Raw genomic sequence first — 26,976 nt, 5'->3', positions numbered from 1 at the left:
TTTTATTAGACACTTGCTAATAAGCGAATGCCTTCTTTTTTGATATTGAGTGCTGAATTATAATCCCTGTTGATACTTAGACCACAAGTACATTGGTAGGTACGTTCAGATAACTTGACTTCTTTTACTGAACCACAATTTGAACAAGTTTTGGTGGATGGGAACCATTTGTCAATTTTGATAAGTTGTTTCCCTTGTTCTTGTAGTTTATATTGTAAGAAAGAGGTGAACATTCCCCAACCATTATCAGCGACACTTTTGCCAAACCTTAGAGCTTGTGACATCCCTTTCATGTCTAAATCTTCCATCACAACGGCATCATATTTAGTTGCTAATTTTTTTGATTGATGGTGAAGAAAATTCTTGCGTTGATTGGCAACTTTCTCTTGAATTTTAGCTACCTGAATGCGTTGTTTATTCCAGTTCGAAGACCCTTTCTTTTTACGAGAAAGTTTACGTTGTTCTTTTGCTAATTTTTCAAGCATTTGTCGATAGAACTTAGGGTAATTGGCTTTCTCACCCTCACTATCGACAAATAGCCCATCCATCGCAAAATCTAATCCAACAACGCTTTCAATTTCCTTATTGAACAAAAAAGGCAAAAAAAGCCTTTGGGCTGTCACTCAACCGAAATTCATCTCCCCCTTACCGTTGGGCTACGCCCTTCACACGCTTGAAGAGGGAGACTTCTTTCGAAAGTACGTTAAAAGAATTTATTACATACCGTTTATCTACTTTTCTTATCATTTAAATACCTTAATTCAGCACTTTAACGTTCTAATCTCTGTAAAATTCCTGCTAAACTTAGATTCGTATGGTGTCCAATTAAATTACCGTATCCGAATGCTCTATCTGCTCTTGCTTGAAATTCTTCTATCCAATTTCTTTTTCCAGATGCATCAGCTTGTGTGGCATACATAGTAAAATTAGGGGATAATCCAGATATCTCCTCTTTTAATGATTCTGCTCCTCTGTCAAAATCAAAAGTTAAGATAGCATGTTCCTTAAAAGAAATTTCACCGTATTCATATAACGACATACTAATCTCTTTAAGTTCATCAAAGGTAGCATTGGTTACATCATATTTTTTAGAAAGTTCTTCCCATATATTTGATGTATCTTTCTCCATTAAGGACGTATTTTGCGTTTTCTCCACTTCTTTGCTAAATTGGTCTTCAGTTTCTGTGTTTCTTATTGCTGACTTAGCAGATAACGCATGTGATGGCATTGAAGTAATGTGATTGATATTCATATTATATTCTCCTATAAACTTCTTGTTATCTAATATTCACCCAAGCGTTCATTGTATTCCAAGGATCATTGATAGAGGTAGCTTGGTAAGTAAATCTACTTTCCTCATATCCACTGGCGTCCCACCATCTAAAAGTTCCGTCAACAATTCTATCACCATTCAAAATCAATGTCTTCAGTCATAATCATAGGTATATCCTCGCCACCCATTTATGCTATCCTTAATTTACTATAACCAATTTCTCTTGTAACAATATACATTTCTTCTCCACCATGGTCTGCAGTAGATGTTAGTTGATTCAATGCAAAATATTCATATTGTGGATATTTAGTAGAAATAGCGGCATATACCCTCAAAGAAGTTAAAGGAGAAGCAGCTCCTTGAAAAGGTGTCATAGTTTCTGCCGATTCTCCTTCCGCTTCGTCTACATTAATAAATTGTGCATCAGGATATTCCTCTTGAAAAGACTGTAGAGCTTGTTCCTTAAGCAAATCCTTCTGCAAATCAATAGATTCTTCTTTTAAAGATGCTGAAGCTGTTCCTACCGCCAGAAAGACTGTTAACACTACCCTTACTACTGTAATCATTTTCTTCATACTTATTTTTTTGTTCTAATAGAATCAAAATTCACTCTCTATTAGAATATATTTACTATATCGGAATATTTATAAAAATATTTAGGGGAAAAACATTGTTTTCATAAATTATTTTTACTCTGAATTATCCTTATCCGAATTGCAACTTCATTAATCTTGTAGTTTCACGGGATCATTATTGGAAGGCTACAATACCAAATATAAGAAATTGACAAATCTAAAAGGGACACTGGAGTAATGTCCCTCTAATCATAATAACAAAACACATCTCTACAAATTCACGCGTCCTCCACTACCACATAACTCGCAGCCACCGGTCCATGGACACCGACAATTAATTTCATCTCAATATCCGCACTATTACTCGGACCTGTTACAAACGAAACGCAGGATGAAACAAGCTGTCCGTTCTGATGTTGCTGATGGATTTTTTCCGTCGCTTGGGTCATTCTTGGTACAATCGTGCTTTTCGGAATAATAGCAATATAGGATTGTGGCAATAGGCTAATGGAACGCCCATTGTATTTATCGTTAAACAGCGTCACTGTTCCTGACTCTGCCAGGGTGATATCACTGAAGGTTATTCCAATATCGGCATGTTCGGCAAATACCTTGTTTTCCTCTCCCTTTTCCTCATCCCAGAGATGAATGTCCTTTCCATCAGCAGCCATCTTTTCATAAAGCTGAGCTAATCCAAATTCATTTATCCTCGGACCACCAGCGGAAACAATGGACTTTCCATGGTATTTATCGATAAATTCCTCTAAAGCATCAGCCAACCCTTTTTTGTCTGTACTTATAAAATCGGTATGAATTTCTTTACATTGTGTTTCTAAAACTTCTACTAGTTCATCTTGTGTGGCATCTTTTAAGACACGATGTTGTGGATTGATACTCCATTTTGGGCGCTCAACACCTTTCGTATTCCGCTTGCGTCCAAGCTGCCCCGCTAGATTATCCAAGAAAGAATCACGATTTTTAATCGTCATTTTGCCTCTCCTCCTTTTTACCGTTTTTGAAACCAGGAACGAAAAGTCTGTTTAGCAGGTAGAGGAAAATCACGGTTCACTGTCCAATCCTTTAATGGTCCTGGGCCATTTTTAATCGTTTCGTGTCTTGAGAAAGGTTTTAACGCAGGACGGGCAGCCGCCGCACTCATTTTATAGGCGGCAGGACTTGCCCCCCATTTGGCGAATCCTTTCATCGCAATTCGTTCGGAAACAGGTGACATTCCTTCATCTTCCACAATAATTTGTCGATGACGTATCAGCTGTTCATGAAGCGGTATTTTCACTGGACAAACCTCCGTACAGGCGCCACATAGTGATGATGCGTATGGCAATTCTTTATGGTCTTCGTACCCATCAAGCAGTGGTGTGAGTACCGCTCCAATTGGGCCCGGATAAATCGAGCCATACGCATAACCGCCTACATGACGATATACGGGACAAACATTGATACATGCTGCACAGCGAATACAGTGAAGCGCAGATTGGAATTCCGAACCTAATATTTTTGAACGACCGTTGTCTACAATGACTAAATGGTATTCCTCAGGTCCATCCGTTTCCCCTTCGAGCCGCGTACCCGTAATGGAAGTAACATAACTGGTCAATTTTTGTCCGACAGCTGCGCGCGTCAAGAGACTGACAAGGACATCTAATTCCTCCCATGTCGGTACAACCCGTTCCAGTCCCATAACCGTAATTTGCGTATCTGGCAGGCTTGTAACCATCCGTGCATTTCCTTCATTGGTAACAAATGTGACGGCACCAGACTCGGCAACGGCAAAGTTACAGCCAGTAATGCCAATGTCAGCATCCAAGAACTCTTCGCGCAACTGCTCGCGGGCAAATAGGCCAAGCTCTTCCGGTTTATCCGTTCCAGTATATCCTTTTTTCTCAGCAAAGGTTTTCTGAATCTGTTCTTTGTTTTTATGTATTGATGGTGCAACAATATGGGACGGCGGGTCATTATCCAGCTGTAAAATCCACTCGCCTAGATCGGATTCCACAATTTCGGCTCCGGCGGCTTCAATTGCCTCATTCATCCCGATTTCTTCTGTCACCATCGACTTCGATTTGACTACTTTTTTGGCGTTCTTTTTCCGGACAACCTCTTGGATATAGGCATTTGCTTCTTCTTTCGTTTCCGCAAAGAAAACATTGCCGCCCCGTTTCACAACGTTTTCACTAAGTTCCTGCAAATAGTAATCAATATTTTGCAATGTATGGGTGCGGATTTCTTCACCTAATGTACGCCAGTCCTCCCAGTCACCAAGTTCATCTGCACGATTTTGTCTGCCGCTGCGAAATCGTCCCTGTGCCGAAGCAACGGCCTGTTGCATGAAACTATTATCCACGCCTTCTTTGACTCGTTCATTGTAGGGTTTATAACTTATTTTTATACCCATGTCATTTCCCCTCCGTTCATTTTGGCTTCTAACTTGATCCGTTAATGGGAATTTAAGATCTCTACAATATGTTTGATTTCAACATACTTGCCTTCCCGCTGCATCCTCCCACCAATGTTCAGCAAACATGCCATATCCCCGCCGACCAGGTACTCAGCCCTTGTCTCGGAAACATGTTTCGATTTTTCTTTAACCATTTCCCCTGAAATAATCGAGTTTTTCACTGCAAAGGTTCCACCAAATCCGCAGCAATCTTCTTTAATTGGCAGCTCAATCAGGTTTAAATCCTTGACATTCTTCAATAGTTTTAATGGTGCTTCCTTTACACCGAGAATTCTTGTCATATGGCAAGATGGATGGTAGGTAACCCTGCCATGGAAGCGAGCACCAACATCCTCCACATCAAGAACGTCAACAATAAATTGTGTCAGTTCATACGCTTTTGCCGCAAGTTCCTTGGCAGGCTGTTCCCATTCTGGATCATCTTTGAAAACTTTCGGATATTCTCGGAGCATACCGACACAAGATCCGGATGGACCAACAACATACTCGGAATCTTTAAAAGCCCGCATCATTTGTTTCATAGACTCCTTTGCATCCTCCAGATAGCCACTGTTAAATGCCGGCTGTCCGCAGCAGGTTTGTGCTACTGGAAAATCTACCTCGCAACCTAATCTTTCTAATAGTTCTACTGCATGTTTTCCCACTTCTGGGGTGATGATGTCGCACATGCAGGTGATGAAAAAGGATACTTTCAATACGTTCACCTCCATAAACATTAAAAAACAGGTCATCAGACGATTATCCCAAATGAATTAATCTTGTCATTCGTAAACCTATTATTTCTTCTCTATATATTTTGCTAAAACTCGGTCTACTTCTATTAAATGATCGAGCATTGCCTTTTGAGCATCGTCAGCATCTCTCGCTTCGATCGCATCAAAAATACGTTGATGCTCTTTAAATAGTTGAATACTTCTTTCCTCAGAATACAAGATTAATCTTCGTGTTTCCCGCATCGATTCAACCATAATATCTGATACACTGCTCATTAAACTGATGAGCATTTGGTTATGGGTAGCATTAGCTATTGCCAAGTGAAAATCTAAATCGGCCTTTTCCCCCAGTTCACCTTTCCCCTTGGCATCTTTCATTGCCTGTAACGCCTCTCTCATTGGAAGCAAATCTTCTTCACAATGGCTGATAGCAGCCGAGGAGGCCGACCCCACTTCAAGAATCTTTCGTACTTCCGATAAGTCTTTGATGTCATCGCGCTTCATAAGCAGTGCAGTTGCTACAGGAAGTGAGAACTGGGAGGCATCAAATTGGGTAATATATGTCCCCTCCCCTTGCCGCATTTCCACTAAACCCATAGCCCGCAAACCGCTTAATGCTTCACGGATCGCCGAACGACTAACATCATAATCCTTCGCGAGTTGTTCAACTGAATTTAATTTATCACCGGGGTGAAGCTGCCCGGTTTTTAACAGTTCGATTAACGAATCAGAAACTTCTTCATATATTTTTCTAGTTTTAATCGGATTAACTTTCAACGTATGTCTTCCACCTCACGTTTTCCTTTCCTACCAGTTTACTGCAAATGAAAGGAATAAGAAAGGAGAATACAGCATCTTAATCTTATGAATTTAAAAATAACTATCCTATTATGCTAAGTAAGATAAATCCACCTATTCCAGCAAAAACTCCGTATAATATAGCCGGAATTAAGGTCTTACGGATAATATCTCCTTCTTTCCCAGCCAAGCCAACAACGGTTGAAGCAGCGACGACATTATGGACACAAATCATATTTCCGGCAGCGCTACCAATTACTTGCAATGCCAATATAACGCTTTCACTGACCCCTGTCTGATTTGCAATATTGCTTTGGATCGGTGAAAAAGTTAATGTAGAAACTGTTGCACTCCCCGTTATAAATGCACCGAGTTCACCTAAGAATGGTGCTACAAATACCCAGGCTGTCCCAAAGGTTACTGCTAATGACTCAGCTATATATTGTGGCATACTGATTAAATCATTCATATTCATTCCTGAGTTAGTAAAAACCTGAACCAACGCGAGTGTAGAAAATAAAGCTAAACCAGCACTCTTAATAGAACCAAGAGAGTCTTTGGAGGCTTTAGCAAAGTTAGAAAATGATTTACGCTGGATAAGAATAGCAAATACTGCTGCTAGAATTAACACTGTGCCGGGAGAATATAACACTTCCCACTCCGATGTAACTCCCTTCATACCAAGAATGTTGTTCCATGTTAAATTGAGATAAGAAAGGGTAAAATCTTTGACAGGATCTACAATTCTAGTAATTAACAGCAATCCTACTACTATCACATAAGGTGACCACGCTTTCATAATACTCATATCTATTTTCCTATCATTTATCTTAAAATCAGCCTGCAATGCGTCTTTCCATTGAACCTTAGGCAATAGAAATTTTTTCTTCGCTGTTAATGTTGCCACAAAAAGCCCAGTTAGAGATGCCAGAATTGATACAAACTCTTGTCCAACCACAACCGCAAACAAAAGTGCCGATCCTGTATATGTAATTCCGATCAGGAGGGTCCATGGCAGCATCGAAAGCACACCAGATTGCCCCTTTTTCTTTCCAAAGAAAAAGGTTAAAATCGCCACTAAAACAAATGGCACAAAAGTCCCGGCAAATAAATCTATCATCGTGATTTTTACGCCAATTTCATTAAAAAACGCCAAATCCGCTCCCTGGATATTGCTTAAACCAATTTGAACAGGTGTACCAACTGCCCCAAAAGGTACAGACGAGCTATCAGCAATCAACGCTAAGGTAGCTGCGGCTATAGGATTAAAACCTAACGCAACCATTAAAGGCCCTGTGACTGCGGCGGGAGTACCAAAACCGGCGGCCCCCTCAATTAATGCACCAAATAAAAACGCTACAATAATAACTTGTACACGCATATCACTAGATATACTACGAAACCCTTGATTTATACGATCAACTGCCCCGGTGTGTCGTAATGTATTCAAAAGCACAATAGCTCCAAATAAAATTAATAAGATGGTTAATGCCTTATGTATTCCTTGTAAAATAGAAGCAATGACAATTGTTCCCCCCATTCCCCATACAAACAAAGCTAGGGCAATAACAATAATAGCGCTCAGGAACATTCCCTTAACAGCAGTCATTCTGAAAATAACCAAGAAAATGAAAGGTGCAATAACTGCACTTAATGCTACAAGCAGAAACATTTCCAAAAACTCCCCCTCGTTTAATGATCACACAACATATAAAGGCGGTTTCATTTATAATAAAACAGCTCCTATAATATGGTTTTCAGGTCATCTGATGACTTATGTTATACTTTATAGTTAATTTTTAATTTTGTCAATTGGATTTTTGAGTTTAAGATGTGTCATGTTTATGTGGGGCTTAAGAAACTCCACCTTTCTTAGTCATTTTAAGCGAATCAATTCTATCAAAGGTGAAAGTTTCTTCAATTTGATGACTGCTAATTTCACAAAGGATGCCGCCAAAATAAGCTGGGGTCGAAAAACCAATTAGGCCTACTTCCTACATTTGCCCGGTACGGACCAGTCCCAATTACCTGTACACCCTTGTCAACTGCTCCCTGTTCAATAAGCTGTCCCGTAAATATGGCACTTTCTGCGTGCAGTCTTTCACTATAATATATACCCCATACTAAGCTAGTTCCTTTGCTTTTGCTACTGTTTTTTTACTTTCTCTTTTTTTGCAAAAGCAAGCCGCAAAGTAGTGTTCACCGCTATCCAAAACCTTAAGCTTAGCGTTCCGCGAAATGAAGGAACTATGGCATTTGCTACCAGTTTTATTTCCTGATTTTCAAGAATTTCCTTTTCTGATGATACTGGTGTAAAACTTGTGTAGACCTTATAAAATTTCTTTACCTTTTTGGTATCTGGATCATAAACATACGTTAAATCTCCGCCGGCTTCTATTTGTCCATTGTACATTCTATAAATATGATCTGAGCCAAGCCAATGACGGCAAAACGAATGATTCCTGTTTCCACTTTCCTTGGATGTTGATTTTTCATCAATGGAACCCTTCTCGTTTAGACTCTAATCAAGTGCATGGATTTATCATTTAATTGGCTGATCACCTTATCATCAACATTACTATTTGTAATAATATGGTCAATCGATTCTATACCACTAAGCCGCGAAAAAGCCTGTACACCAAATTTACTGTAATCGACCATAACGTAAACCGTATCTGCAATTTCAATCATCTTTTTCTTAATTAGCGCCTGTTGTTCATTTGATTCACTAATGCCGCGCTCTACATGAAGGCCTTTACATGATATCACTAGCGTTGCATAAAAAATAATAGATTTAGTGAAACACTTTGATTTGTAATTTATTTACATTTATTCATCGTAAAGAATATTCAGTTTTATTTTTTTTGCATGAATCGGAGAAAAAAGGATAAAGGGGCTATAAAGGTAGTTCCTCATCCATCATCTGAATTTTAAGTTTTACGCTTTTATTTAGCTGTTGTAATATATCCACAGTTTTGTGGCATTTTCGTATCTCTATTTTTTCTCACAGGAAAATAAAACAAAAAAGTCAGGAAATATACTTTACGTGAAATTTGGGAATAATGGCAATTTAGCTTTTAAAAACCATTAAAAAAGCCTTATAATTAGGGTATGGTAGTCCAGTCCAAATCCCTAACTATAAGGAGCTAACATGGACAATAATACCATAAAAAATGTATTTAAGGAGTACATTCATCCACTAGATACAAAAGCTATACAAAGATTTTGGATGAAATTGTTTCTACCTGCCGGGAAAAGGTTTATTACCTTCGAACACCAAAAACTTTTCATTCAAATCATTCGTACAATAAACATATTGTTGTAACAAATTAACACCTGAAATATAGCATTCAATTAATACGTTTTTTAATAGAACTTCCAGCTGGTATAACGTGATCACCCTGCGATTCATCATCTTTTTTTTCTTTATTATTCTTGGCAAACTCCGTCGCAACAATAGGTTCGTTTAATGGGTTAGTGATATGATGTTATCCCTTAGTGTTCGGGAAGAAGAAGATCCCAGATCCCTTGGTTAACTCTTCTATGTATGCTGTGATGAAATGGAAAATATCCGTTTTGCTCAAGCGTTGATGACCATATTAAAATTAATAGGTTCAACCATGGCCGAAGATATCTTCTTACTGACGAGCAAACCAATGAATTTTTTGATCCGCTTTTTAGCAATTTGCCTGACTTTTTACGAAAACCGTTACTTAATACCGGTGTAGCTTCATAATAGATAAGTTTGCATTCCTTTAACACCAAGTGTTGATGTCTATTTATTATGTCCGAAACTTGAGTTAAGAAACTGTAACTCCCTTCCTTGTCTTTCAAGGCAGCATTTTGTTAACTCCTCATTTCTCAATGTATAGAATCATTTCCGACCATAATTTTAATTTGTCCCATCATAAATCATCCTCTTATTAGTATAATTTGTTATCTCAACTTTCGGTGGTGAAAAACTTCCTTTGAGTAACGGAATTTTTAAGTTTTAAAGTGTTAACAGCTGAACTTAAACAAATAGCCAGAAAAAAGAAATCGTTGTTGTACCTCTTAAACTCTTTGATCACCTGGCCTATTTGTTCCTGAGCAACTTTCCAACCTCGACATGAAAAAAAGCATTGGATTAACTACTACATTGGTCATCAGCATTACCCTGTATATAACAGATGAAGACATTCATTCCAAAACTTTAATCAAATCATTTCTTAATCTCAACCATATTTTTGATCCTATTTCTTTCTGACCATTTTCATAATAATAATAATCAACAAATGTAAATGACTGCTCACCTAGCTTTGCTAAATATTCCATATATGACCCTAAAAATGTAGCTTGAATGATCTCGACTAAAAAATTCCCTTCATCGTCAATAGACCAAAACTCGGGTTTTATTGCACAGTCAACTAAATCACCTTTTTTAAACTTATGATCGAGAATACTTTTCACTTGAATATTTGTCCCTTCAAGACTTAATCCAATAGATTTCTCCGTGACTTTGTTAATGGAAGCCTGTAGGATATCTGAATTCCCAACAAAATTGGCAACAAATTTATTAACAGGATTTAAATAGACCTCCAGTGGAGACCCCACCTGTTGAATTTGCCCTTTGTTCAAAATCACTATTTGATCGGAAATAGCCATAGCTTCTTCTTGGTCATGGGTAACGTATACGCTAGTAATACCAAGTCTGCGTTGTAAATTTCGAAGCTCCATCCTCATATATTGACGAAGCTTAGCGTCTAAATTGGAAAGCGGTTCGTCAAATAATAGTATCTTAGGCTCGGTTATAATTGCTCTTGCAATAGCTACACGTTGCTGCTGACCCCCCGAAAGCTCTGAAGGAGTTCGATCTTTCATTTTTTCCAGTTGCATAAGCGATAATATTTTTTCCGTCCTATTTTTGAGTTCAGCCTTACCTACCTTTTTTATTTTCAATCCATACGATACATTTTCATAAACCGTTAGATGTGGGAACAAGGCATAGTTTTGAAACACCATACCTACATCACGTTTATTTGGAGTTTGCATTGTTATATCCTTCCCGTCAACAATCACTTTTCCACTTGTCGGAAATTCAAAGCCTGCCAACATACGTAATGTTGTCGTTTTGCCACACCCTGAAGGTCCTAGCAAAGTTGTTAATTCTCCGTACTTAAAATTAATAGATACATTATCAACAGCATAAAAATCTTTTTTCTTATCACGGGATGTAAATACTTTCACCAAGTTTTCAACCTTTACCAAATCAGATCCTGTATTTGAGTTCATTTACATCGACCTTTCACTTTGTTTTAAAAATATATTTAAAGCAGAGAATGCAATTAATACAATGATGAGCAATAATACACAATAGGCCGCAGCAACGCTAAGCCTACCAAAGTCAACAGCTGATAAAATGGAAACTGTCATCAGATTCCAACTCGCGGAGACCAAAAATATGATAGCACTTATGGAAGTCATCGCCCTGGTGAACCCATATATTGCACTTGAAAACATTGCTGACTTTATTAAGGGTAATGTTATTTTCCTAAAAGTAGTGAACCCACTGGCACCCAGAGATTTGGATGCTTCCTCCAGTGATGGATCGATCTGTCTTAAGGCGTTCGCTCCAGCTTCGATCCCCAAGGACATATAACGAAAAACAAGCGCCAAAATGATAATAGCCGCAGTTCCTGTAATAACCAATGGTGGACTATTAAACGTTAACAGATATCCCACACCGACAACTGTGCCAGGAACAGCAAAGAGCAGTATTGAACCTGCTTCCATTAATTTTTTTCCTGGAAAACTTTTTCTTACAGTTAAAAACGAAATCACCATACCTATCAAAACCATTAGTGGAGTTGCAATAACAGCAAGAATTATTGTATCCAAAATAGTGTCTAGACCAACATCAAAAATGTATCTAAAATGGTCCAAAGTCAATGAGTAATCTACTCCCCATAGTTTGACGAAAGCAGTCATAATAATGGTACCGTAAAATAAAACAATGATCCCTGTTATGGATAGGCAGATGATAAATAATGGTACAATTATCTTCTTTTCTTTAATAAATACGGAGCTTTGTGATGTTTTCCCTGTTACGGTTGTATATGACCTTCTACTAACCCAATACCGTTGAATCAAATAGGCGGCTAAAACAGGGAATAGAATGGAAACTGCTAATAATGAACCTGACCTCAGATCGTGCATACCTATAATTGTCGTATACGCATCAGTAGCCAAAGTTGTGTAATCCCCGCCAATAACCATCGGGTTCCCGAAGTCTTCAATTGATTTAATAAATGTTAAAAGTATGGAACTAAAAATGCCCGGTATCATTAATGGCAACGTGACGGTAGTAACCACCTTCAATCTGGAAGCCCCCAAACTTAAAGCAGAATCCTCCAGTGAGGCATCCATTGATTCAAGTAAACCTTTTAAATTAAGGTATGCAATGGGAAAAAAGGACATGGCTTGAATAATTACTAGGCTTGTAAAACCATAAACATTCGTGTTTTGCATCCCAAGCAATTCCTTAGAAATTAATCCGGAATTACCAAATAGTAAAATCATCGATAATGCTAGTACAAAAGGAGGTGATACAACAGGAAATACTGCAATTAAATTAAAAAATTTCCTGCCAACCATGCGGGTTCTTGTCACAGAATAAGCAAAAACAAACCCTACCACAGTGCTAATAAAAGCCGATAAAACCCCTAACACCAAACTATTCCGTATCGTTTCCCATATTCTGGGCTTACTAAGGATTTTTTGTACTGCTGTAATATCAAAACCACTTTCACCGATAAAAATTGTTTTAAAAATATTATATATTGGATAAGCCGAAAACAAAAAAAGTGATATTAGCACCAAAATGACTAAGCCAATTATATATGGATCCTTTTTCATTGCTTTCATTGGCTTTCCAACTATGCTTGAATTTGACAATCTATTAAACCCTCCCTATCGGAATCGATTCCGGTTATTTCTCGTGGCCACATGATTCTAACAGCAACAGTTATCATAAACGTACTCGATGCCAGCAAGTTTTATGTATCCGGTATTGTGATCAATTGATATTCCTTATTTATGGTGGGTAGGTCCGTGACCAATGTAACCGGGGAGTTTGGGAAAGCATTTAAAGAAACAGAACGGTTTTGTTTTATTCGGTAAAACCATATGTGAACCCCAAACTCATGAACCATTATAATTGGTACAGACTGCACCCACCCCTAAAATCAACACTTGCTGGTGCATATTTCCTTGCATGTTTTAAAATTAGGCATGTGAAGCAACTAATCAACAACAAGGCTAGAGTATAAGACTCAAACTCAAAGATAGATATTCAAAACCGATAACCCAATTAAGAGGTTGACTTTAGATGAACGCATTGCCAATAAGACACCTTCTGAAAAGTGATTATTTGTCGGAAGCTTTATCTTCAGATTCAACCTCTTTTTCGAATCGATTAACAATTTCTTCACGATGTTTACTACCCCAAACATCATCCGTATCAGCTACATTTAATTCACTAAGGTTTGGAGCCCCTTCTGGTAACTTTGCGTCCGGTATTACCGGTAGATGGTAGAACCCAGTATTCGCATACACATTTTGACCTTCGTCACTATTTATCCACTTCATAAATTCTTTTGCATTTTCGTTTTCCTTTTCTGGCCCACCCTTTATTTTAGCAACCCCCTCAACTGCCACTGGTACTCCATCCTCTGGATAAGTAAGTTTAATGTTATAACCTTGTTCCTTCACCGGTAACAAGTCCTGAGCAAATGCAAGCCCAACACCAACTTCACCTATTCCGATAAATTGTGCATTTGAAGACCCTGATTTTGTCCATTGTTTTACATTTTTATTGAACTCTTTTAAGTAGTCAAATGCCTCATCTTCCCCCATCATTTGAACAAGCGCAGATACAAATGTATACCCCGTACCTGATGCAGCAGGGTGAGCCAACATTATTTGGTCTTTAAACTCCGGTTTCAAGAGATCATCCCAGCTCGTTGGTGCCTCGATTCCATTTTCCTCCAACCAATCCTCGTTGGATGCAAATGCTATAGGACCCTGGTAGATAGGGAGCCAATTAGCATCCTCAATTAGCGCATTTTCATAAATTTCATCATAATTTCCCAATACCTCGGGGTCATATTCCTCCAATAACCCTTTCTCATCCGCTATAATGAAACTATCGGACGGGCCGGCAAACCATATGCTTGCATCGTTATGACCTTTTTGACTTTCGAGTTTTGACAGAATTTCTCCTGTGCTTAGACGGGTGTACCTTACTTCAATCCCGGTATCTTTTTGAAATTCTTTTATATATGCTTCTGCGTTTTCTTCAGGTAAAGTAGTATACATCGTCAATTTATCATAGGAGTCTTTATCTCCAGAAGATTTTTCGTTACCCTCGCAAGCGCCTAGCAGCAATAGCACACAAATCACCGGAACAAATATAAAACTTTTTTTCAACATCATTTCTCCCTCCTAAAAATAATTAATTTTCTCCGCACGACCCATTTCTTTTCACTAAGCTACTGGACGCACTTGTAATTTTGCAATAATTTGTAATGCATCCCTCTCCCCCTTTTGTAATTCAAAATGAGCTGCTATTTTTAATATATTTAACAAAACCTAAAGTAATTCTGAAAGTTACCTTGAACCAAATATAGAAATACCTTCTATAAATTAATCCCATTCAAATGACAAGAGAATTTTACCCCATCCCTTGTTTGTCGAGGCTTTATCCATTGCCTTTTTTAAATCTTCCGCACTTCTAATTAATTCATTTTGAGCAGGCAAAATTCTTTCCAATGTTTTTTGATAAGCCTGATTCTGGAAAGCCTTCATCAGTATTTTAAATTCTTTTACTGTACTTCTTGAACTGCCAAATAGTGTTAAACCCTTTTGAAGGACATCCCTGGTATTAATAGGAACAAGGTCCTCTGAAACACCCATTAAAGTAATCTTTCCCTGTGGCTCAATTAAATCGATAGCCTGATTGATTGCACTTTCTGAAAACTTTCCACCAGTACCCTCAATAGCTGTTACAACCTCTTTCTGAGCTTTAAAGTCAAAATCATGTACAAGATGGGTTGTTGCGAAATTGAAATGCTTCAATTTATCCTTTATTGCTCCAAATACGATAAGTTCCGATTTTGGAATCCCGTATATGTGGTACAACAAGGCGGCTGTTAAATAGCCAACAGGTCCATCTCCAAAAACTGAAACCTTACCATCATTTAGTGAAGCACATACATGGCTAAGCGCATGAAGTGATACAGAGCTCATTTCGGCAAGCACAGCAATTTTATCCGGGACATCTTCAGGAATTGGAACTACATTCTCTGAAGGCAAAACAAGGCGATTTTGGCCGATTCCATCATAACCACTTCCTAGAAAAGCCCCATTTTCGGAATAATTATCAGCAACTATCCGTCTGGTCGCAGATGCGGTATCATTATTTTTGTTATCATTTAGTAGTCTTCCAGCAATGTTTGGAACGATTATTACACGTTGACCGGTTTGTATCGATTCATCCCTTGATTTAACCACCTGACCTATCCCTTCATGGAACAATGCCATTGGAAGTTTTTTTTCAAGAGCTTCTTTTCTCCTTTGTCCTGTATAATATCGTAAATCTGCATGACATATACTTGCTAAACTGGGTTGTACTACGACCTCACCATCCTTTACATTATGATGAAGTATAGTTTCCTCGAATTTCCCGGGTTTTACTAATCGGTAAGTCTTGGATTCAACAGTTTCTTCATTCATCTATAGTTAGCGCCTCCATAATGTTTATTTATATTTATTTATGTTCGTGATATAACAAATATTCTTCAATCAGGAACACAAACAAGCAAATTTGAACTTAAATCCGCAATACAGAAGGAAAAGTAATAGTTGGGGCAAAAGAAAAAACCATCATCACTGATGGTCTAAAGTTGGAAGAGGAACGCGTGATTTATCTCAATAATTAAAACACCATTTTATATTTAATACTTCTACTGCCATTTATTTATAATTTTATTTGCATTAACTTCCAATATGTTATTTACATATTCGGGGATCAATTCCTTGTTTTTCTGATGTTCTATTATCTTTTTAAAGCCGTTCATATGCTTAACGACTTTTTGGGACTTCTCCTGTTTCTCAAAATGGTTTACCGCAGTTAAGTGAAGTTCCAATTCATGAGCTGCTTGAACGCTTTCAATTACTCCATCGTTCTGCAACTTCTCCACACTAGTCTTTAACTTATCTGCCCCGCCAGGTACAATTACATCCGTTTCAATTAATCGCGGTTGTAATTTAATAGCTTTTGTATATGTTTCAGCAGAGTTTACCTTATAAAGATGCGTTTTGATATCTGCTTCATCAATTTTTTTGGCAGCTTCTTGATCAATATTATCAATAGATGTTGTATAAATCGAACTATTGTATTTCTTTAGTTCTTCTATATCCTTATCTACATTTTTTAAAGCATTACCGAGGAATGTTACAGTTGCTTCAGGGTACCAAGCATTAAATTGATCGCGGATTTCCTTGTTGCTCAATACAAAGAACGAATGATCTAACACTCCGGCTTCCTCAGCCGCATCCATAATATAATCAACAAATTGTTTATCATTCCAATCACCTTTTGAGCCATCAAAGTTGACACCGACATCGTACTTGTGAGCCGCTTCTAATGCTTCACTTAGCGTTGGTACTTTGTAATTTGTTTTGGTCCCATCCTCATCTACCATGGAATAACTTTTAATTTCTTCTAATGTTAAATTTTTCACCTTACCGGAGCCTGTTGTTGTTCGATTAATTGTTGAATCGTGCATTAATACGTAATGACCATCTTTCGTTGTTTGGATATCAATTTCAACAAAACCATATCCTAATAACCCAGCCCACTTAATTGCTTCCACTGAGTTTTCGGGAGCAACCACATGTGCACCACGATGAGCACTTAATTCTGACTTGTTATCTTGTAACCAGTTATCAGTGGATGCTGCAGTAACACTACTACCTAGCGTATATGAAAATACAAATACACACAGAATTGCAAGCAATAAAAATTTAACTTTCATTATTACACTTCGCCCCTTCTGTTCCTTAGTGATTTTCGACAACATAATTGTATTCCCAGAAAGCTTCATTTTCCTCAACCGGTTCCAGACTTATATCTTTAAGCTCGTCAAACGTTGTTTACAAACGACTTCTTTAACTTGATCCGCATTGTAAAGAAACTCAACATCGATATACTTTCCAATGATTTCATAGTTATCAGCTTCAGCATCTTCGGCATCATAGTCGGTATCCAGCTACACATTATTAATCTCCTATGACACTGCTCATTCATCTCAAAATCACGGGTCATAGAGTAGCTTGGATTGATATTGTTAATCCCTTTAGTCGGTTCCGCCGACAGATCCAACCTCCTTCCTCCAATTCATAATAAACCCAGTGCCGTTAAAATGACACCTAATGTCAAGCTGTTTCTTCAATCCCATAAAATCCTCCTCATATAAAATCTATATTTTTGAACGGCTCGAGGCCGTTACAAACGACCATTTTGGTTGGGGCTTATTAACCCTTTTAGATTGACACATCACGTGCCAAATCGTGACAGCAAACATTACCTATTATCACAAGACAGTGAACGATGAACAACAATATGCTATCTTTGTCGCCATTAGCAACGTTTATTGCATAGCCCATATAGGTAATCGCCATGCCCGAATAGATACCCTTAAATGTTTTTCCTAAGTACAGCTTCAGGATTCGGTGCATCGTTGTTGTACTCTTATGTAAACTTCCTTCCGTGGTTCTCGTCCCGCAATACGATGCTTATCAAGATGTGTCTTTGGCCCAATAAATAATAACATCACCTTTTGGAATTCAACCTAAATTATCCACGGATCTTATTCTTATCACAAAACCTGCATGGGTAAGGTGTTCCATTAATCCCTGATAACTAAAAATTCTGTCCGCCCTCCCCGGACGCACGTATGGCGACCGCAATGCCGATCATTCAATAAAAAGAATCAAAAGCAGTATCGTAATCACACTATTTTATTAAGAAAATTTTTTTTGGAGCGTTTCTCTCCTTTGAAATGATACGTTGATGTTTTCTCGCAAAATGGATTCTTATGGTTCTCTCAACCATGATTTTTGTCTATGGATGTCCGATGAAATTGTCTTTACTTAAAGTACTTGGCAGCCGCTTGTAACTTGATTGTTATCATTAAATTTGGTCCCTGTTGGTTGCGTCATTTGAGATGATCAAAAACAAAAAACTTATGTTAAAAGAAGAAGGCTTGTAATTTGTTTTTTATTAGTCTATGAAACTTCATGACAATCAATGAAAGTTAGCTGTCATGGTGGAGTTCAGCGTTTATTTTTACGCTTATTCTTGTTGGGAAATCTGATGGTGCAAAATGTAGAAGATATCTTGGGGTATAAGGTTAAAATTACAAAAAGGCGATCAGAAACGATATAAAAACAGTGTTCCACCACGAGTTTTGCGACAAAAATTTCCAAGTTCAATGGTAGCAAGGCTTTAGAACTTTAAACTGAATATTGTAGTCCTAATTTGCAATATTAGCCATTTTAAAATTCGGTCTGACAGGCTTTTTTAACGTCTATTCCGTTTTGGACTACAATCTTTTGTTGAGATAGCAAAAGCATTGATATATCAACGATTTGAAAAAAACAACAAAAAACTCGGGTTCCACATCAAATTGAAAGTAAGTCCAATACTAAATATGTATTGTATACAATACTAGTCACGAAACAGTGAGATGTCAACACCCTTCCGGATTGTTTTTAATAAAGGTAAATTTGCACCATTACTTTAGTTCTTTAGTCATGTAACGTCATATTATCTGTGTAAATCATTACACTTTAATGCTCCGTGTGATTTGCAAAGATTTAGGTTCGAAGGTATTTTTAAGTAATCTAAAAGGAACCTTAAAGTTGAAGCTCCTAATAGTATTTTGAACCATTCTTCTATATCTCACTCTTCTGTCAAAAAAAGAATTATTATTGCCCATAATATGCATATTTACCATGTTTTCTTAAATAATGTTTGTCAAGCAACTGCTGTTCTATTGTAGAAACGTTTGCATTAAGCGTTAATGTGTAATATGCCATTTTAGAGATTTCTTCTAAAACAACTGCATTCTCAAGGGCTTTACCGGCATTTTTCCCCCATGCAAATGGTCCGTGACTATAAACTAATGCTGAAGGGACTGCATTAGGATCTATATTGCGTTCGTTAAATGTTTCTACAATCACATTACCTGTTTCTAGTTCATAATCTTGATTAATTTCTTCCTTGATTAAATTTCTTGTACACGGAATAGATCCATAAAAAGTATCGGCGTGCGTCGTTCCAAAAGCGGGCAAATCCATTGTTGCTTGGGCCCAGCTAGTTGCCCATGTTGAATGGGTATGAACGACACCACCTATTTCTTTGAAACTTTTGTACAGTACAAGATGTGTTTTTGTGTCTGAAGATGGTTTTAAATCTCCTTCTACAGTGTTGCCATCTAGATCAACAACTACTAAACTATCAACAGTTAACTTGTCATATTCAACTCCGCTTGGCTTAATGACAACCAACCCGGATTCTCGATCAATTCCACTCACATTTCCCCATGTAAATGTAACTAATCCGTGTTTGGGCAGACCAAGGTTAGCTTCCAGTACTTCTTTTTTTAGATTTTCTAACACTGCACTCTATTCTCCCTTCACGTTTATCTATCACTAATCATCAAAGGATACGAGAACTTTATTATAAAATAAGGTTCTGTCCGCCATACCTTTTAGATAGTCCCCTACCCCGTCAACAGCGATTTTATGTGAAATCATTGGTTTAAATTTAATAGCACCTTTTGTCATAAAATCTAAGGTTGCTTGCCATGCCAAACCAGGATATGGCGGCTCATAAGAATTCCAGGATCCTTTAATTGTTAATTCCCCCCGCATGATATGCTCTATCATCTCCTCTTTTAAATCCAGGCCTTTATGGGTAATACCCAAAAAGACTACTCGCCCTTTTTTCTTCGCTACAAGAACTGCTTGTTGCTGGGTAATAACACTACCGGCAGTTTCTGCAACGACTGCAGCTCCACCGCCAGTAATTTCTTTAATTTTCTGGACCGCATCCACTTCTTTAGAGTTAATCGTAATGTCAGCACCAAGCTCTTTTGCTAATTCAAGCTTTTCACCAATAATATCAACGGCAATTACTGTAGACGCACCAAAAACGTTGGCCCATTGAAGTGTCAATTGACCGATTGGGCCACATCCCATTACAACCACTGTTTCACCCGGTTGTATATTTGCTTTTTGCAAGCCATGGTATCCTATTGTTGCTGGTTCAATTCCGGCAGCTATTTCGAATTCCAAACTATCATCTATTGACAATACATGATTTTTCGGAGCTTTAACGTACTCGGCGAAAGCACCATTACTACCCGTACCGATAATGTTATAATTGTCACATAATCCGTAGTCCCCAGCCTTACAATGCTGACATTCACCGCATGGTATAAGAGGGGCAACTACGACGCGATCACCCGACTTTAAATTATCTACATCTGCTCCTACTTCCACTAGTTCTCCGGTAAACTCGTGGCCAAGGATCAGCGGATACTTTCGTGCTCCGCTTATCATAGAACGTGGTACGTCCGAACCGCAAATTCCACAATATTTAACTTTAATTAGTACTTCTTGATCATTTATTTGAGGTATCTCAACTGTTTCTGCGCGAATATCACCTAATCCATGTAAAACGGCTGCCTTCATTTTCCCTTCCATACTTTGTGCCTCCCTAATCGTCCTATCAGTTTTTGACTCTGTACCAGGATTACTTTTTGCATGCTGCACGATGCTCCAAATAATCATATATTACAGTTTTTCCAGGTAATACTAAAATAAAGAAATAACCGAAATAAATATAACACATGCCAGACTTGTTTTTAGTAGCTCGATATGGACTAACATTCTCATTAAGTTAAACAACTACCAGCTAAGCCAGTAGTTGTTTAATGACCATTTTTTCAATTATCACTAGGGACTGCACGAAAATCTTTTAATCTTCACTAGGTGAAAAATAGCATAACTCTACTTAACACCCGTATTTTTGCATTCTAAGATTAGGTTGACCCCATTACCATCTGTTTGTTTCCCAATTGAATTGCACGTAATTGTTTCATAACATCATTTTCTCCTTCTCCAAAGTAGTCATGGAGTAAGGAATATTCTTTATATATTTTTTCATATACTTTTACATTCTGAGGTATTGGTTTTATAACTGTATTTTTCATGGATGCCATTTCTTTTGAAGCTTCGATGATCGAATTATAACCTCCATTTTCTTCTCCAGCTGCAACTGCACCAAACATTGCAGCTCCCAAGGCTGAGATGTGAGCAGAATCCGCTATCTTTATTACTCTATTTGTTACATCAGCATATATTTGCATTAACAACCTGTTATTATGCGTTAAACCCCCGCAAACATAAAGTTCATTTACTTCTAAACCACTTTTGGAGAATTCATCCAAGATTCTGCGCGTACCAAATGCAGTAGATTCTAATAAAGTACGATAAATCTCTTCAGGTTTTGTTTGTAGATTCATTCCTAACAAGAGACCACTCACATCAGCATCAACTAGAATGGAACGATTTCCATTCCACCAATCTAATGCTAATAGTCCGGATTCTCCAGGATTATAATCTGCTGCTTTTTCTTCCAATAATTGGTGTATACTAATTCCTTTGGCCGTTGCCTCTTCATGTATGTATGCTGGAACAGCCCTGTTAATATACCAAGCAAATATATCTCCAACTGCAGGTTGTCCTGCTTCATATCCGTAATAACCAGGTATTATTCCATCTTCAACTACTCCGCATATTCCCTTTATTTGTTTTTCTTCATTTCCAAGTAGCAAATGACAAATAGAGGTACCCATTGTCATTACTAATGTACCTGGCTCTGTTACTCCCATTCCAGGAACAGATACATGTGCATCTACATTTCCAACAGCAACTGCTAAACCTTCATTTAACCCTGTTAACAATGCCATCTCTTTTGTTAATCCTCCAGCCCTTGTACCTGAGGGGAAGATTTCTCCACGGAGTTTATTACAAGTTAAATCTTCTAATTGATTATCAAGCGATTTAAAAAATTGTTTACTAGGATACCCTCCTCTTTTAGCCCACAATGACTTATAACCCGCAGCACAACTATTCCGAACAAAATTATTAGTTAATTTATATGTAACCCAGTCAGATGCTTCTACAAAAAGATCCGTTGACTCATACAAATCAGGTGCTTCTTTTAATATTTGCCACAACTTAGGAATCATCCATTCCGAGGAAATCTTGCCTCCATATCTATTCAATAAACTTGTATCGATTTGTTTTGTAATGTCATTTAATTGATTTGCTTCCTTATGCGCCGCATGGTGTTTCCAGAGTTTCACCCAACTATGCGGGTTATCTTTAAATTGAGGATTTATACACAATGGATCCCCATTTTGACCAATCGGCAGCATCGTACAAGAGGTAAAAGCAATGCCTAATCCAATTATTTCAGAAGAGGGAATTTTTGCATCTTGTATTACCTTAGGGATCGACTTTTTAACAACATCAAGGTAATCTAATGGATGCTGAAGTGCCCATCCACTATTTAGCTTTATCCCGCTTTCAGGCAATTCCTGATCAATAACACCATGTTTATAGCGTGTCACATGAGAGGCAATCTCTTCACCACCATCAACAGAAACTAGAACAGCCCGACCGGATTCAGTTCCAAAGTCAACACCAATAACATATTTTCCCGCCATTATATACCTCCTTTGGAATAAAAAATCATTATATAATTCTCCGATGATCATTTTTCTAAAAGAAACTGGAACTGTAAATGTGCCAACAAATGTTAACTAAAACAGCTGCTTTATTCTTTCATTCAAAATCAAATTTATAATTTCCAATAAGTTTAATTATAGTCCCAGCAGAACAGCCATTTAGACTAAAACTTTCCTTTTTTCAATTCGTTCACCTGTATCTTTATCAAATATATGGATCCTTTCCGAATTAAATAACAAATTAATTTTATCTCCTGCTTTATACTGCAAAAGGTCATCAGATACTACGCTTAACATATTATCATTCTCAAGCTTTATATGAATTCTGCACTCCTCTCCTAAATTCTCATATACAGATATTTTTGCTTCAGTTGTATAATTATCATCATTCATAACAATCTTTATGTCGGTAGGGCGTATTCCAAAACGATATTGTTCCCCATCACTGACAAATTTTAGGTAGAATTCAGGTACCTTAAATTTAATTCTTGAGCCCTTTGTTTTAAAATGTAATTCACCATTTTCAATAATTGTAAATACATCAAACAGATTCATGGGAGGTTCACCAATAAACCCAGCAACAAACTCATTTACCGGATTGTTAAAAACCTCCAGTGGTGTTCCAAACTGCTGAAGAACTCCATTATCAATTATTGCAATTCGATCAGCCATTGCCATTGCCTCTAGTTGATCGTGTGTCACAATAATAGTAGTACAGTTAATTTTATAATGTAGGTGTTTAATCTCCGTCCTCATTTTTAGCCGTACCTTTCCATCAAGATGTGACAGTGGTTCATCTAAAAGAAGAACCTCAGGTTGTCTTACAATAGCTCTTGCAATATTTATCCGCTGTTTTTGACCACCTGATAGAGCATTTGGACTCATATTAAGCAAATCAGTAATGTCTAATAACTTGGAAATCTCTTCTACCCTGGACTTTATTTCCCTCTTTGAAACCTTTTTTGCCCGTAAATTAAAACTTATATTCTCGTAAACTGTTAGTGGAGGATACATTGCATAGTTTTCAAAAGCAAGACCAATATTTCGGTCTTTAGGAGCTAAATCGTTAATTCTAGTATCACCTATAATAATATCTCCGTCTGTTATATCTTCTAAGCCAGCTATCATTCTCAAAGTTGTCGATTTACCACATCCTGAAGGACCTAACAACGCTATGAACTCACCATCTTCAAATTCCAAATTCAAGTTTCTTACTGCTGGAACAGGTTGTTTATTTTTATAATAGGTTTTGGAAATATTGTTTAAAACTAGTTTTGCCATGCAACGATCCTCCTGTCTTCATTCTTTGTAGAAAGAAGATTCTTTTTATCTGTATCAAAAAAAATAGCATTGTTAAAGTTAAATTCGATAAAAAGTTCCTGGTTAATTTGGACTTTTAAATCAGACCCTATAATTATTCGAATTAGTCGGTCCTGTACTTTCACTGTCATAACTGCTTTTGCACCTAAAGGCTCAAAACTGTAGACATTAGCATTAATTAAGTTATTATCATTCTTTTCAAACCTAACTTTTACGTCCTTTGGCCTAATTCCTACCCTTACATTTTCAATTCTTTCTGCAGCTATAAACTTTTTAATTTCCTCTAACGGATTAAAACTATACTGTCCATCAAGAAGCCCTACACGTAAATCATCCTCATCATGTTTTATTATTTTTGCATCAATAATATTAATTTCGGGCTCTCCAAATGAACTGGCCACAAATTCATTCCGGGGGACATAATATATTTCCATTGGGCTTCCTATCTGTTCAATTTTCCCATTATTTACAACCGCAATACGATCACCTAGACTAAGTGCTTCTAAATAATCATGGGTGACATAAATTGTTGTTGTATCAAGGTTCTTTTGCATATCTTTTAGTTCAGCTCTCATCTGATGACGCAATTTAGCATCCAAGTGTGTAATCGGTTCATCCATTAAGAATACATTTGGATTCCTTACAAGTGCACGACCTAAACCAACACGTTGGCGTTGCCCATTTGACAGTTCAGAAGGATTACGATCTAATAACATATCAATCTTTAACATTTTTGCTACACGCAATATCTCCTGATGTACTACTTCTTTAGATACTTTATATTTCGGACTTCGTAATGGAGAAGCCATATTATCAAAAACTGTAAGATGAGGATAAAGTGCATAATTTTCAAACACCATTGCTATATTTCGATCCTCAGGTTCCATATTATTAATACTCTTCCCATTAAGAATGACCTCACCTCTGTCGGGAAGGTGTAAACCGGCAATAATATTTAATAATGTTGTTTTACCCGCACCTGCAGGCCCAAAGACAATAAAAAACTCTTTATCCTTTATTTCTAAATTGATTGCTTCCAAAACGGATTTCTTATGGAAACTTTTATAAATATCCTTCAACTGAATATCAGCCATAAACCTCTCCCCTTTTATTTAACCTTTAACAGCCCCCATGCTAAGACCACGAACAAGATGCTTCTGAATTGCTAATGCAAGAATTATAATAGGTAAGGAAGAAATAAGTACCGCCCCAGCCATTTGTCCATAATGAACTGTATCCGAAGCTACGTATTTGAGCATAGCAACTGTTGTTGTTGTTACATTTTGACCCGCTAATAGCAGTGAAAAAGTAAAGTTATTCCATACAAAAATAAATGAAAGTAACGAAGATGCAACCAATCCTGGTTTAATTAAAGGCAGAATGATTTTTATAAATACTTGCCACCATTTATACCCATCTAAACGAGCAGCATTCTCTATTTCCACGGAGATATCTTCAAAGTAACCACGTAAAATCCAGATTAGTAGTGGTAATGAAATTACTTGAAACACCCATATCAACCCAAAGTATGTGTCATACAGACCGATTTGCTGGTATATTAAGAAAATTGGCAGTACCACTAAAATCTCCGGAGCAAATCTAAACGATAGAAATGTAAAAGCTATTGATTCCCTTCCTTTAAAATCAAACCTAGCTAACGCATAAGCTGCGGGAACTCCTACTATAATCGAAAGTACTATTGCTCCAATACTTACAATTAAATTATCTATAAAATATCCAATAAACACTCCATCAGAAAATAAAACCTCATAATTAGACAAGGTGGGCGTAAAAATGAACCTTGTATTAAACATATCCTTATCTGCTTTAAATGATAAGATTACAAGCCATAATAAAGGAAACAAAGCAAAAACGGCGTAAACAACCAAAGCAATATTTTGCAAAAATCCAGAAATTTTTTGTCTCATTATTTCCCCCTACCTCCCTGAAGCTTTTTTCTGCGTATGTGACCAGTATTTAACCATAAAATAACTAACGATATATACAAAAACCCAGAGAATTAACATATATGGCAAAGAATATCCTAGATCTTTATATGTAAATGCTTCTGTATATGCTGTTAGCGGAAGTGTCATCAAAGTATCCCCTGGACCCCCACGCGTTAAGGCAAAAATAATATCAAACATTTGAATGGATAGCATAAAACGAAATAGAACCGCAATTAATAACATTGGCATAATCATTGGTAATGTTAAATTCTTAAACGTAAACCATGCTGATCCCCCATCTATTTTTGCAGATTCAAAAGGGGCCTTTGGCAAAGATCCCAATCCTGCTAATACAAGAATAGTTACAAAAGGAGTATAAACCCAAGCATCAATGACTATAACCGTAAAAAGGGCTGTTGATGGATCGGCACCCCATGTAAAATTCTCGATTCCGATTGATCGTAACCAATCGCTTAAAATACCAACGGAATTGTTAGTCATTAATTGCCAAATAAGGGTTGCAATTACTGGAGCTATAACTAAAGGGAAAATTAAAATAGTTCGTAATGATTTTGCTAATACGTTTCCCCGATTTAAAAGGAGGGCAATAGCCACACCTAATATTGTTTCTATGATAGTTGACAATCCCGCATATGAAAGCGTAACCTGTACACTATGCCAAAACGTTTTACTTTGAAACATGTCGATATAATTTTCTAACCCTACGAAACTAAAGCCTGGATACTTAAAAGAATAATTTGTAAAGGAAAAGTAAATCGCCATTCCAAATGGAATTAATATTCCAACGGTGAGTAAGAAAGCAGGACTTAATATAATAAGGGGCCGCATTTTTTTATTTAATGAAATTTCAGTGTCTACATTTTGCTCTTTACCTTCATTAGGAATTTCATTACCTATAATTTCTTCCTGTTCAGGTTTTCTAATTCCCATTTTATTTTCCCCTCTTTCATAAGGGGCGAAGAATTACCTTCGCCTCCGGTTTATATTCA

22 protein-coding genes and 1 pseudogene are annotated in these 26,976 nt (G+C 37.2%); all 23 read right to left on the bottom strand.

Annotation, left to right across the window (positions count from 1 at the left end):
• Positions 1–5: 5 nt before the first annotated feature.
• Positions 6–593 (bottom strand): annotated as a pseudogene (locus CZ382_RS17430) (RNA-guided endonuclease InsQ/TnpB family protein); the annotation flags it as partial.
• Positions 594–769: 176 nt separating this feature from the next.
• Positions 770–1,252 carry a hypothetical protein gene (locus tag CZ382_RS23820; RefSeq protein ID WP_088052460.1) on the bottom strand — a complete coding sequence of 161 codons (483 nt, stop codon included), beginning with the start codon at positions 1,250–1,252 and terminating at the stop codon, positions 770–772.
• A 209-nt stretch (positions 1,253–1,461) separates the two neighbouring features.
• The gene (locus CZ382_RS17420; protein ID WP_159457827.1) at positions 1,462–1,839 is read right to left on the bottom strand and encodes a DUF4879 domain-containing protein; all 378 of its coding nucleotides are present in this window, start codon (positions 1,837–1,839) and stop codon (positions 1,462–1,464) included.
• 287 nt (positions 1,840–2,126) lie between these two features.
• The gene (locus CZ382_RS17415; RefSeq protein ID WP_088052458.1) at positions 2,127–2,837 is read right to left on the bottom strand and encodes a LutC/YkgG family protein; all 711 of its coding nucleotides are present in this window, start codon (positions 2,835–2,837) and stop codon (positions 2,127–2,129) included.
• A gap of 17 nt (positions 2,838–2,854) precedes the next feature.
• Positions 2,855–4,261, bottom strand: a complete 1,407-nt coding sequence (locus tag CZ382_RS17410) for a LutB/LldF family L-lactate oxidation iron-sulfur protein (RefSeq protein ID WP_088052457.1) — start codon at positions 4,259–4,261, stop codon at positions 2,855–2,857.
• 41 nt (positions 4,262–4,302) lie between these two features.
• On the bottom strand, positions 4,303–5,019 hold the full coding sequence (locus tag CZ382_RS17405; RefSeq protein WP_088052456.1) for a (Fe-S)-binding protein: 717 nt from the start codon (positions 5,017–5,019) through the stop codon (positions 4,303–4,305).
• 81 nt (positions 5,020–5,100) lie between these two features.
• Positions 5,101–5,814, bottom strand: coding sequence for a FadR/GntR family transcriptional regulator (locus CZ382_RS17400; protein ID WP_088052455.1), 714 nt, complete (start codon positions 5,812–5,814; stop codon positions 5,101–5,103).
• Positions 5,815–5,917: 103 nt separating this feature from the next.
• The gene (locus tag CZ382_RS17395) at positions 5,918–7,507 is read right to left on the bottom strand and encodes an L-lactate permease (protein ID WP_088053527.1); all 1,590 of its coding nucleotides are present in this window, start codon (positions 7,505–7,507) and stop codon (positions 5,918–5,920) included.
• A gap of 842 nt (positions 7,508–8,349) precedes the next feature.
• The gene (locus tag CZ382_RS17385) at positions 8,350–8,604 is read right to left on the bottom strand and encodes a DeoR/GlpR family DNA-binding transcription regulator (protein WP_235000469.1); all 255 of its coding nucleotides are present in this window, start codon (positions 8,602–8,604) and stop codon (positions 8,350–8,352) included.
• Between the two features lie 1,410 nt (positions 8,605–10,014).
• On the bottom strand, positions 10,015–11,106 hold the full coding sequence (locus CZ382_RS17380) for an ABC transporter ATP-binding protein (RefSeq protein WP_088052452.1): 1,092 nt from the start codon (positions 11,104–11,106) through the stop codon (positions 10,015–10,017).
• Positions 11,107–12,768, bottom strand: a complete 1,662-nt coding sequence (locus tag CZ382_RS17375) for an ABC transporter permease (protein WP_200809542.1) — start codon at positions 12,766–12,768, stop codon at positions 11,107–11,109.
• Between the two features lie 471 nt (positions 12,769–13,239).
• Positions 13,240–14,307, bottom strand: a complete 1,068-nt coding sequence (locus tag CZ382_RS17370) for an ABC transporter substrate-binding protein (RefSeq protein WP_088052451.1) — start codon at positions 14,305–14,307, stop codon at positions 13,240–13,242.
• A gap of 210 nt (positions 14,308–14,517) precedes the next feature.
• On the bottom strand, positions 14,518–15,606 hold the full coding sequence (locus CZ382_RS17365) for an alcohol dehydrogenase catalytic domain-containing protein (protein ID WP_088052450.1): 1,089 nt from the start codon (positions 15,604–15,606) through the stop codon (positions 14,518–14,520).
• Between the two features lie 230 nt (positions 15,607–15,836).
• On the bottom strand, positions 15,837–16,910 hold the full coding sequence (locus CZ382_RS17360) for a glycerophosphodiester phosphodiesterase family protein (protein WP_159457825.1): 1,074 nt from the start codon (positions 16,908–16,910) through the stop codon (positions 15,837–15,839).
• 90 nt (positions 16,911–17,000) lie between these two features.
• Positions 17,001–17,144 (bottom strand): TasA family protein, encoded by a 144-nt coding sequence (locus tag CZ382_RS24870; protein WP_088053525.1) that lies wholly within the window; start codon positions 17,142–17,144, stop codon positions 17,001–17,003.
• Between the two features lie 274 nt (positions 17,145–17,418).
• Entirely contained in the window at positions 17,419–17,613 is a 195-nt protein-coding gene (locus CZ382_RS23500; RefSeq protein WP_140392748.1) for a hypothetical protein, read from the bottom strand.
• A 1,251-nt stretch (positions 17,614–18,864) separates the two neighbouring features.
• The gene (locus CZ382_RS17350) at positions 18,865–19,557 is read right to left on the bottom strand and encodes an L-ribulose-5-phosphate 4-epimerase (protein ID WP_088052448.1); all 693 of its coding nucleotides are present in this window, start codon (positions 19,555–19,557) and stop codon (positions 18,865–18,867) included.
• Between the two features lie 33 nt (positions 19,558–19,590).
• Positions 19,591–20,646 carry a galactitol-1-phosphate 5-dehydrogenase gene (locus CZ382_RS17345; RefSeq protein ID WP_088052447.1) on the bottom strand — a complete coding sequence of 352 codons (1,056 nt, stop codon included), beginning with the start codon at positions 20,644–20,646 and terminating at the stop codon, positions 19,591–19,593.
• Positions 20,647–20,984: 338 nt separating this feature from the next.
• Positions 20,985–22,676 (bottom strand): ribulokinase, encoded by a 1,692-nt coding sequence (locus CZ382_RS17340; RefSeq protein WP_088052446.1) that lies wholly within the window; start codon positions 22,674–22,676, stop codon positions 20,985–20,987.
• A 180-nt stretch (positions 22,677–22,856) separates the two neighbouring features.
• A complete protein-coding gene (locus CZ382_RS17335; protein ID WP_088052445.1) occupies positions 22,857–23,978 on the bottom strand; it encodes an ABC transporter ATP-binding protein in 1,122 nt (373 codons plus the stop codon).
• Entirely contained in the window at positions 23,966–25,111 is a 1,146-nt protein-coding gene (locus CZ382_RS17330; protein ID WP_088052444.1) for an ABC transporter ATP-binding protein, read from the bottom strand. Before CZ382_RS17330 ends, CZ382_RS17335 begins: the two co-directional genes overlap by 13 nt.
• A gap of 18 nt (positions 25,112–25,129) precedes the next feature.
• A complete protein-coding gene (locus CZ382_RS17325; protein WP_088052443.1) occupies positions 25,130–25,945 on the bottom strand; it encodes a carbohydrate ABC transporter permease in 816 nt (271 codons plus the stop codon).
• Between the two features lie 9 nt (positions 25,946–25,954).
• Positions 25,955–26,917: a carbohydrate ABC transporter permease gene (locus CZ382_RS17320; RefSeq protein ID WP_088052442.1), complete on the bottom strand. Its 963-nt coding sequence runs from the start codon at positions 26,915–26,917 to the stop codon at positions 25,955–25,957.
• Positions 26,918–26,976: the final 59 nt, after the last annotated feature.

Source organism: Virgibacillus dakarensis (assembly GCF_900155625.1).
Classification (GTDB): Bacteria; Bacillota; Bacilli; order Bacillales; family Amphibacillaceae; genus Lentibacillus_C; species Lentibacillus_C populi.
This window is presented reverse-complemented; position numbering and strand designations above follow the sequence as displayed.

Coding starts and splice junctions, on each gene's coding strand:
- CZ382_RS23820 (WP_088052460.1), bottom strand. CDS start 1,252: ATGAATATCAATCACATTACTTCAATGCCATCACATGCGTTATCTGCT.
- CZ382_RS17420 (WP_159457827.1), bottom strand. CDS start 1,839: ATGATTACAGTAGTAAGGGTAGTGTTAACAGTCTTTCTGGCGGTAGGA.
- CZ382_RS17415 (WP_088052458.1), bottom strand. CDS start 2,837: ATGACGATTAAAAATCGTGATTCTTTCTTGGATAATCTAGCGGGGCAG.
- CZ382_RS17410 (WP_088052457.1), bottom strand. CDS start 4,261: ATGGGTATAAAAATAAGTTATAAACCCTACAATGAACGAGTCAAAGAA.
- CZ382_RS17395 (WP_088053527.1), bottom strand. CDS start 7,507: ATGTTTCTGCTTGTAGCATTAAGTGCAGTTATTGCACCTTTCATTTTC.
- CZ382_RS17380 (WP_088052452.1), bottom strand. CDS start 11,106: ATGAACTCAAATACAGGATCTGATTTGGTAAAGGTTGAAAACTTGGTG.
- CZ382_RS17370 (WP_088052451.1), bottom strand. CDS start 14,307: ATGATGTTGAAAAAAAGTTTTATATTTGTTCCGGTGATTTGTGTGCTA.
- CZ382_RS17365 (WP_088052450.1), bottom strand. CDS start 15,606: ATGAATGAAGAAACTGTTGAATCCAAGACTTACCGATTAGTAAAACCC.
- CZ382_RS17360 (WP_159457825.1), bottom strand. CDS start 16,910: ATGAAAGTTAAATTTTTATTGCTTGCAATTCTGTGTGTATTTGTATTT.
- CZ382_RS23500 (WP_140392748.1), bottom strand. CDS start 17,613: ATGCACCGAATCCTGAAGCTGTACTTAGGAAAAACATTTAAGGGTATC.
- CZ382_RS17345 (WP_088052447.1), bottom strand. CDS start 20,646: ATGGAAGGGAAAATGAAGGCAGCCGTTTTACATGGATTAGGTGATATT.
- CZ382_RS17340 (WP_088052446.1), bottom strand. CDS start 22,676: ATGGCGGGAAAATATGTTATTGGTGTTGACTTTGGAACTGAATCCGGT.
- CZ382_RS17335 (WP_088052445.1), bottom strand. CDS start 23,978: ATGGCAAAACTAGTTTTAAACAATATTTCCAAAACCTATTATAAAAAT.
- CZ382_RS17330 (WP_088052444.1), bottom strand. CDS start 25,111: ATGGCTGATATTCAGTTGAAGGATATTTATAAAAGTTTCCATAAGAAA.
- CZ382_RS17325 (WP_088052443.1), bottom strand. CDS start 25,945: ATGAGACAAAAAATTTCTGGATTTTTGCAAAATATTGCTTTGGTTGTT.
- CZ382_RS17320 (WP_088052442.1), bottom strand. CDS start 26,917: ATGGGAATTAGAAAACCTGAACAGGAAGAAATTATAGGTAATGAAATT.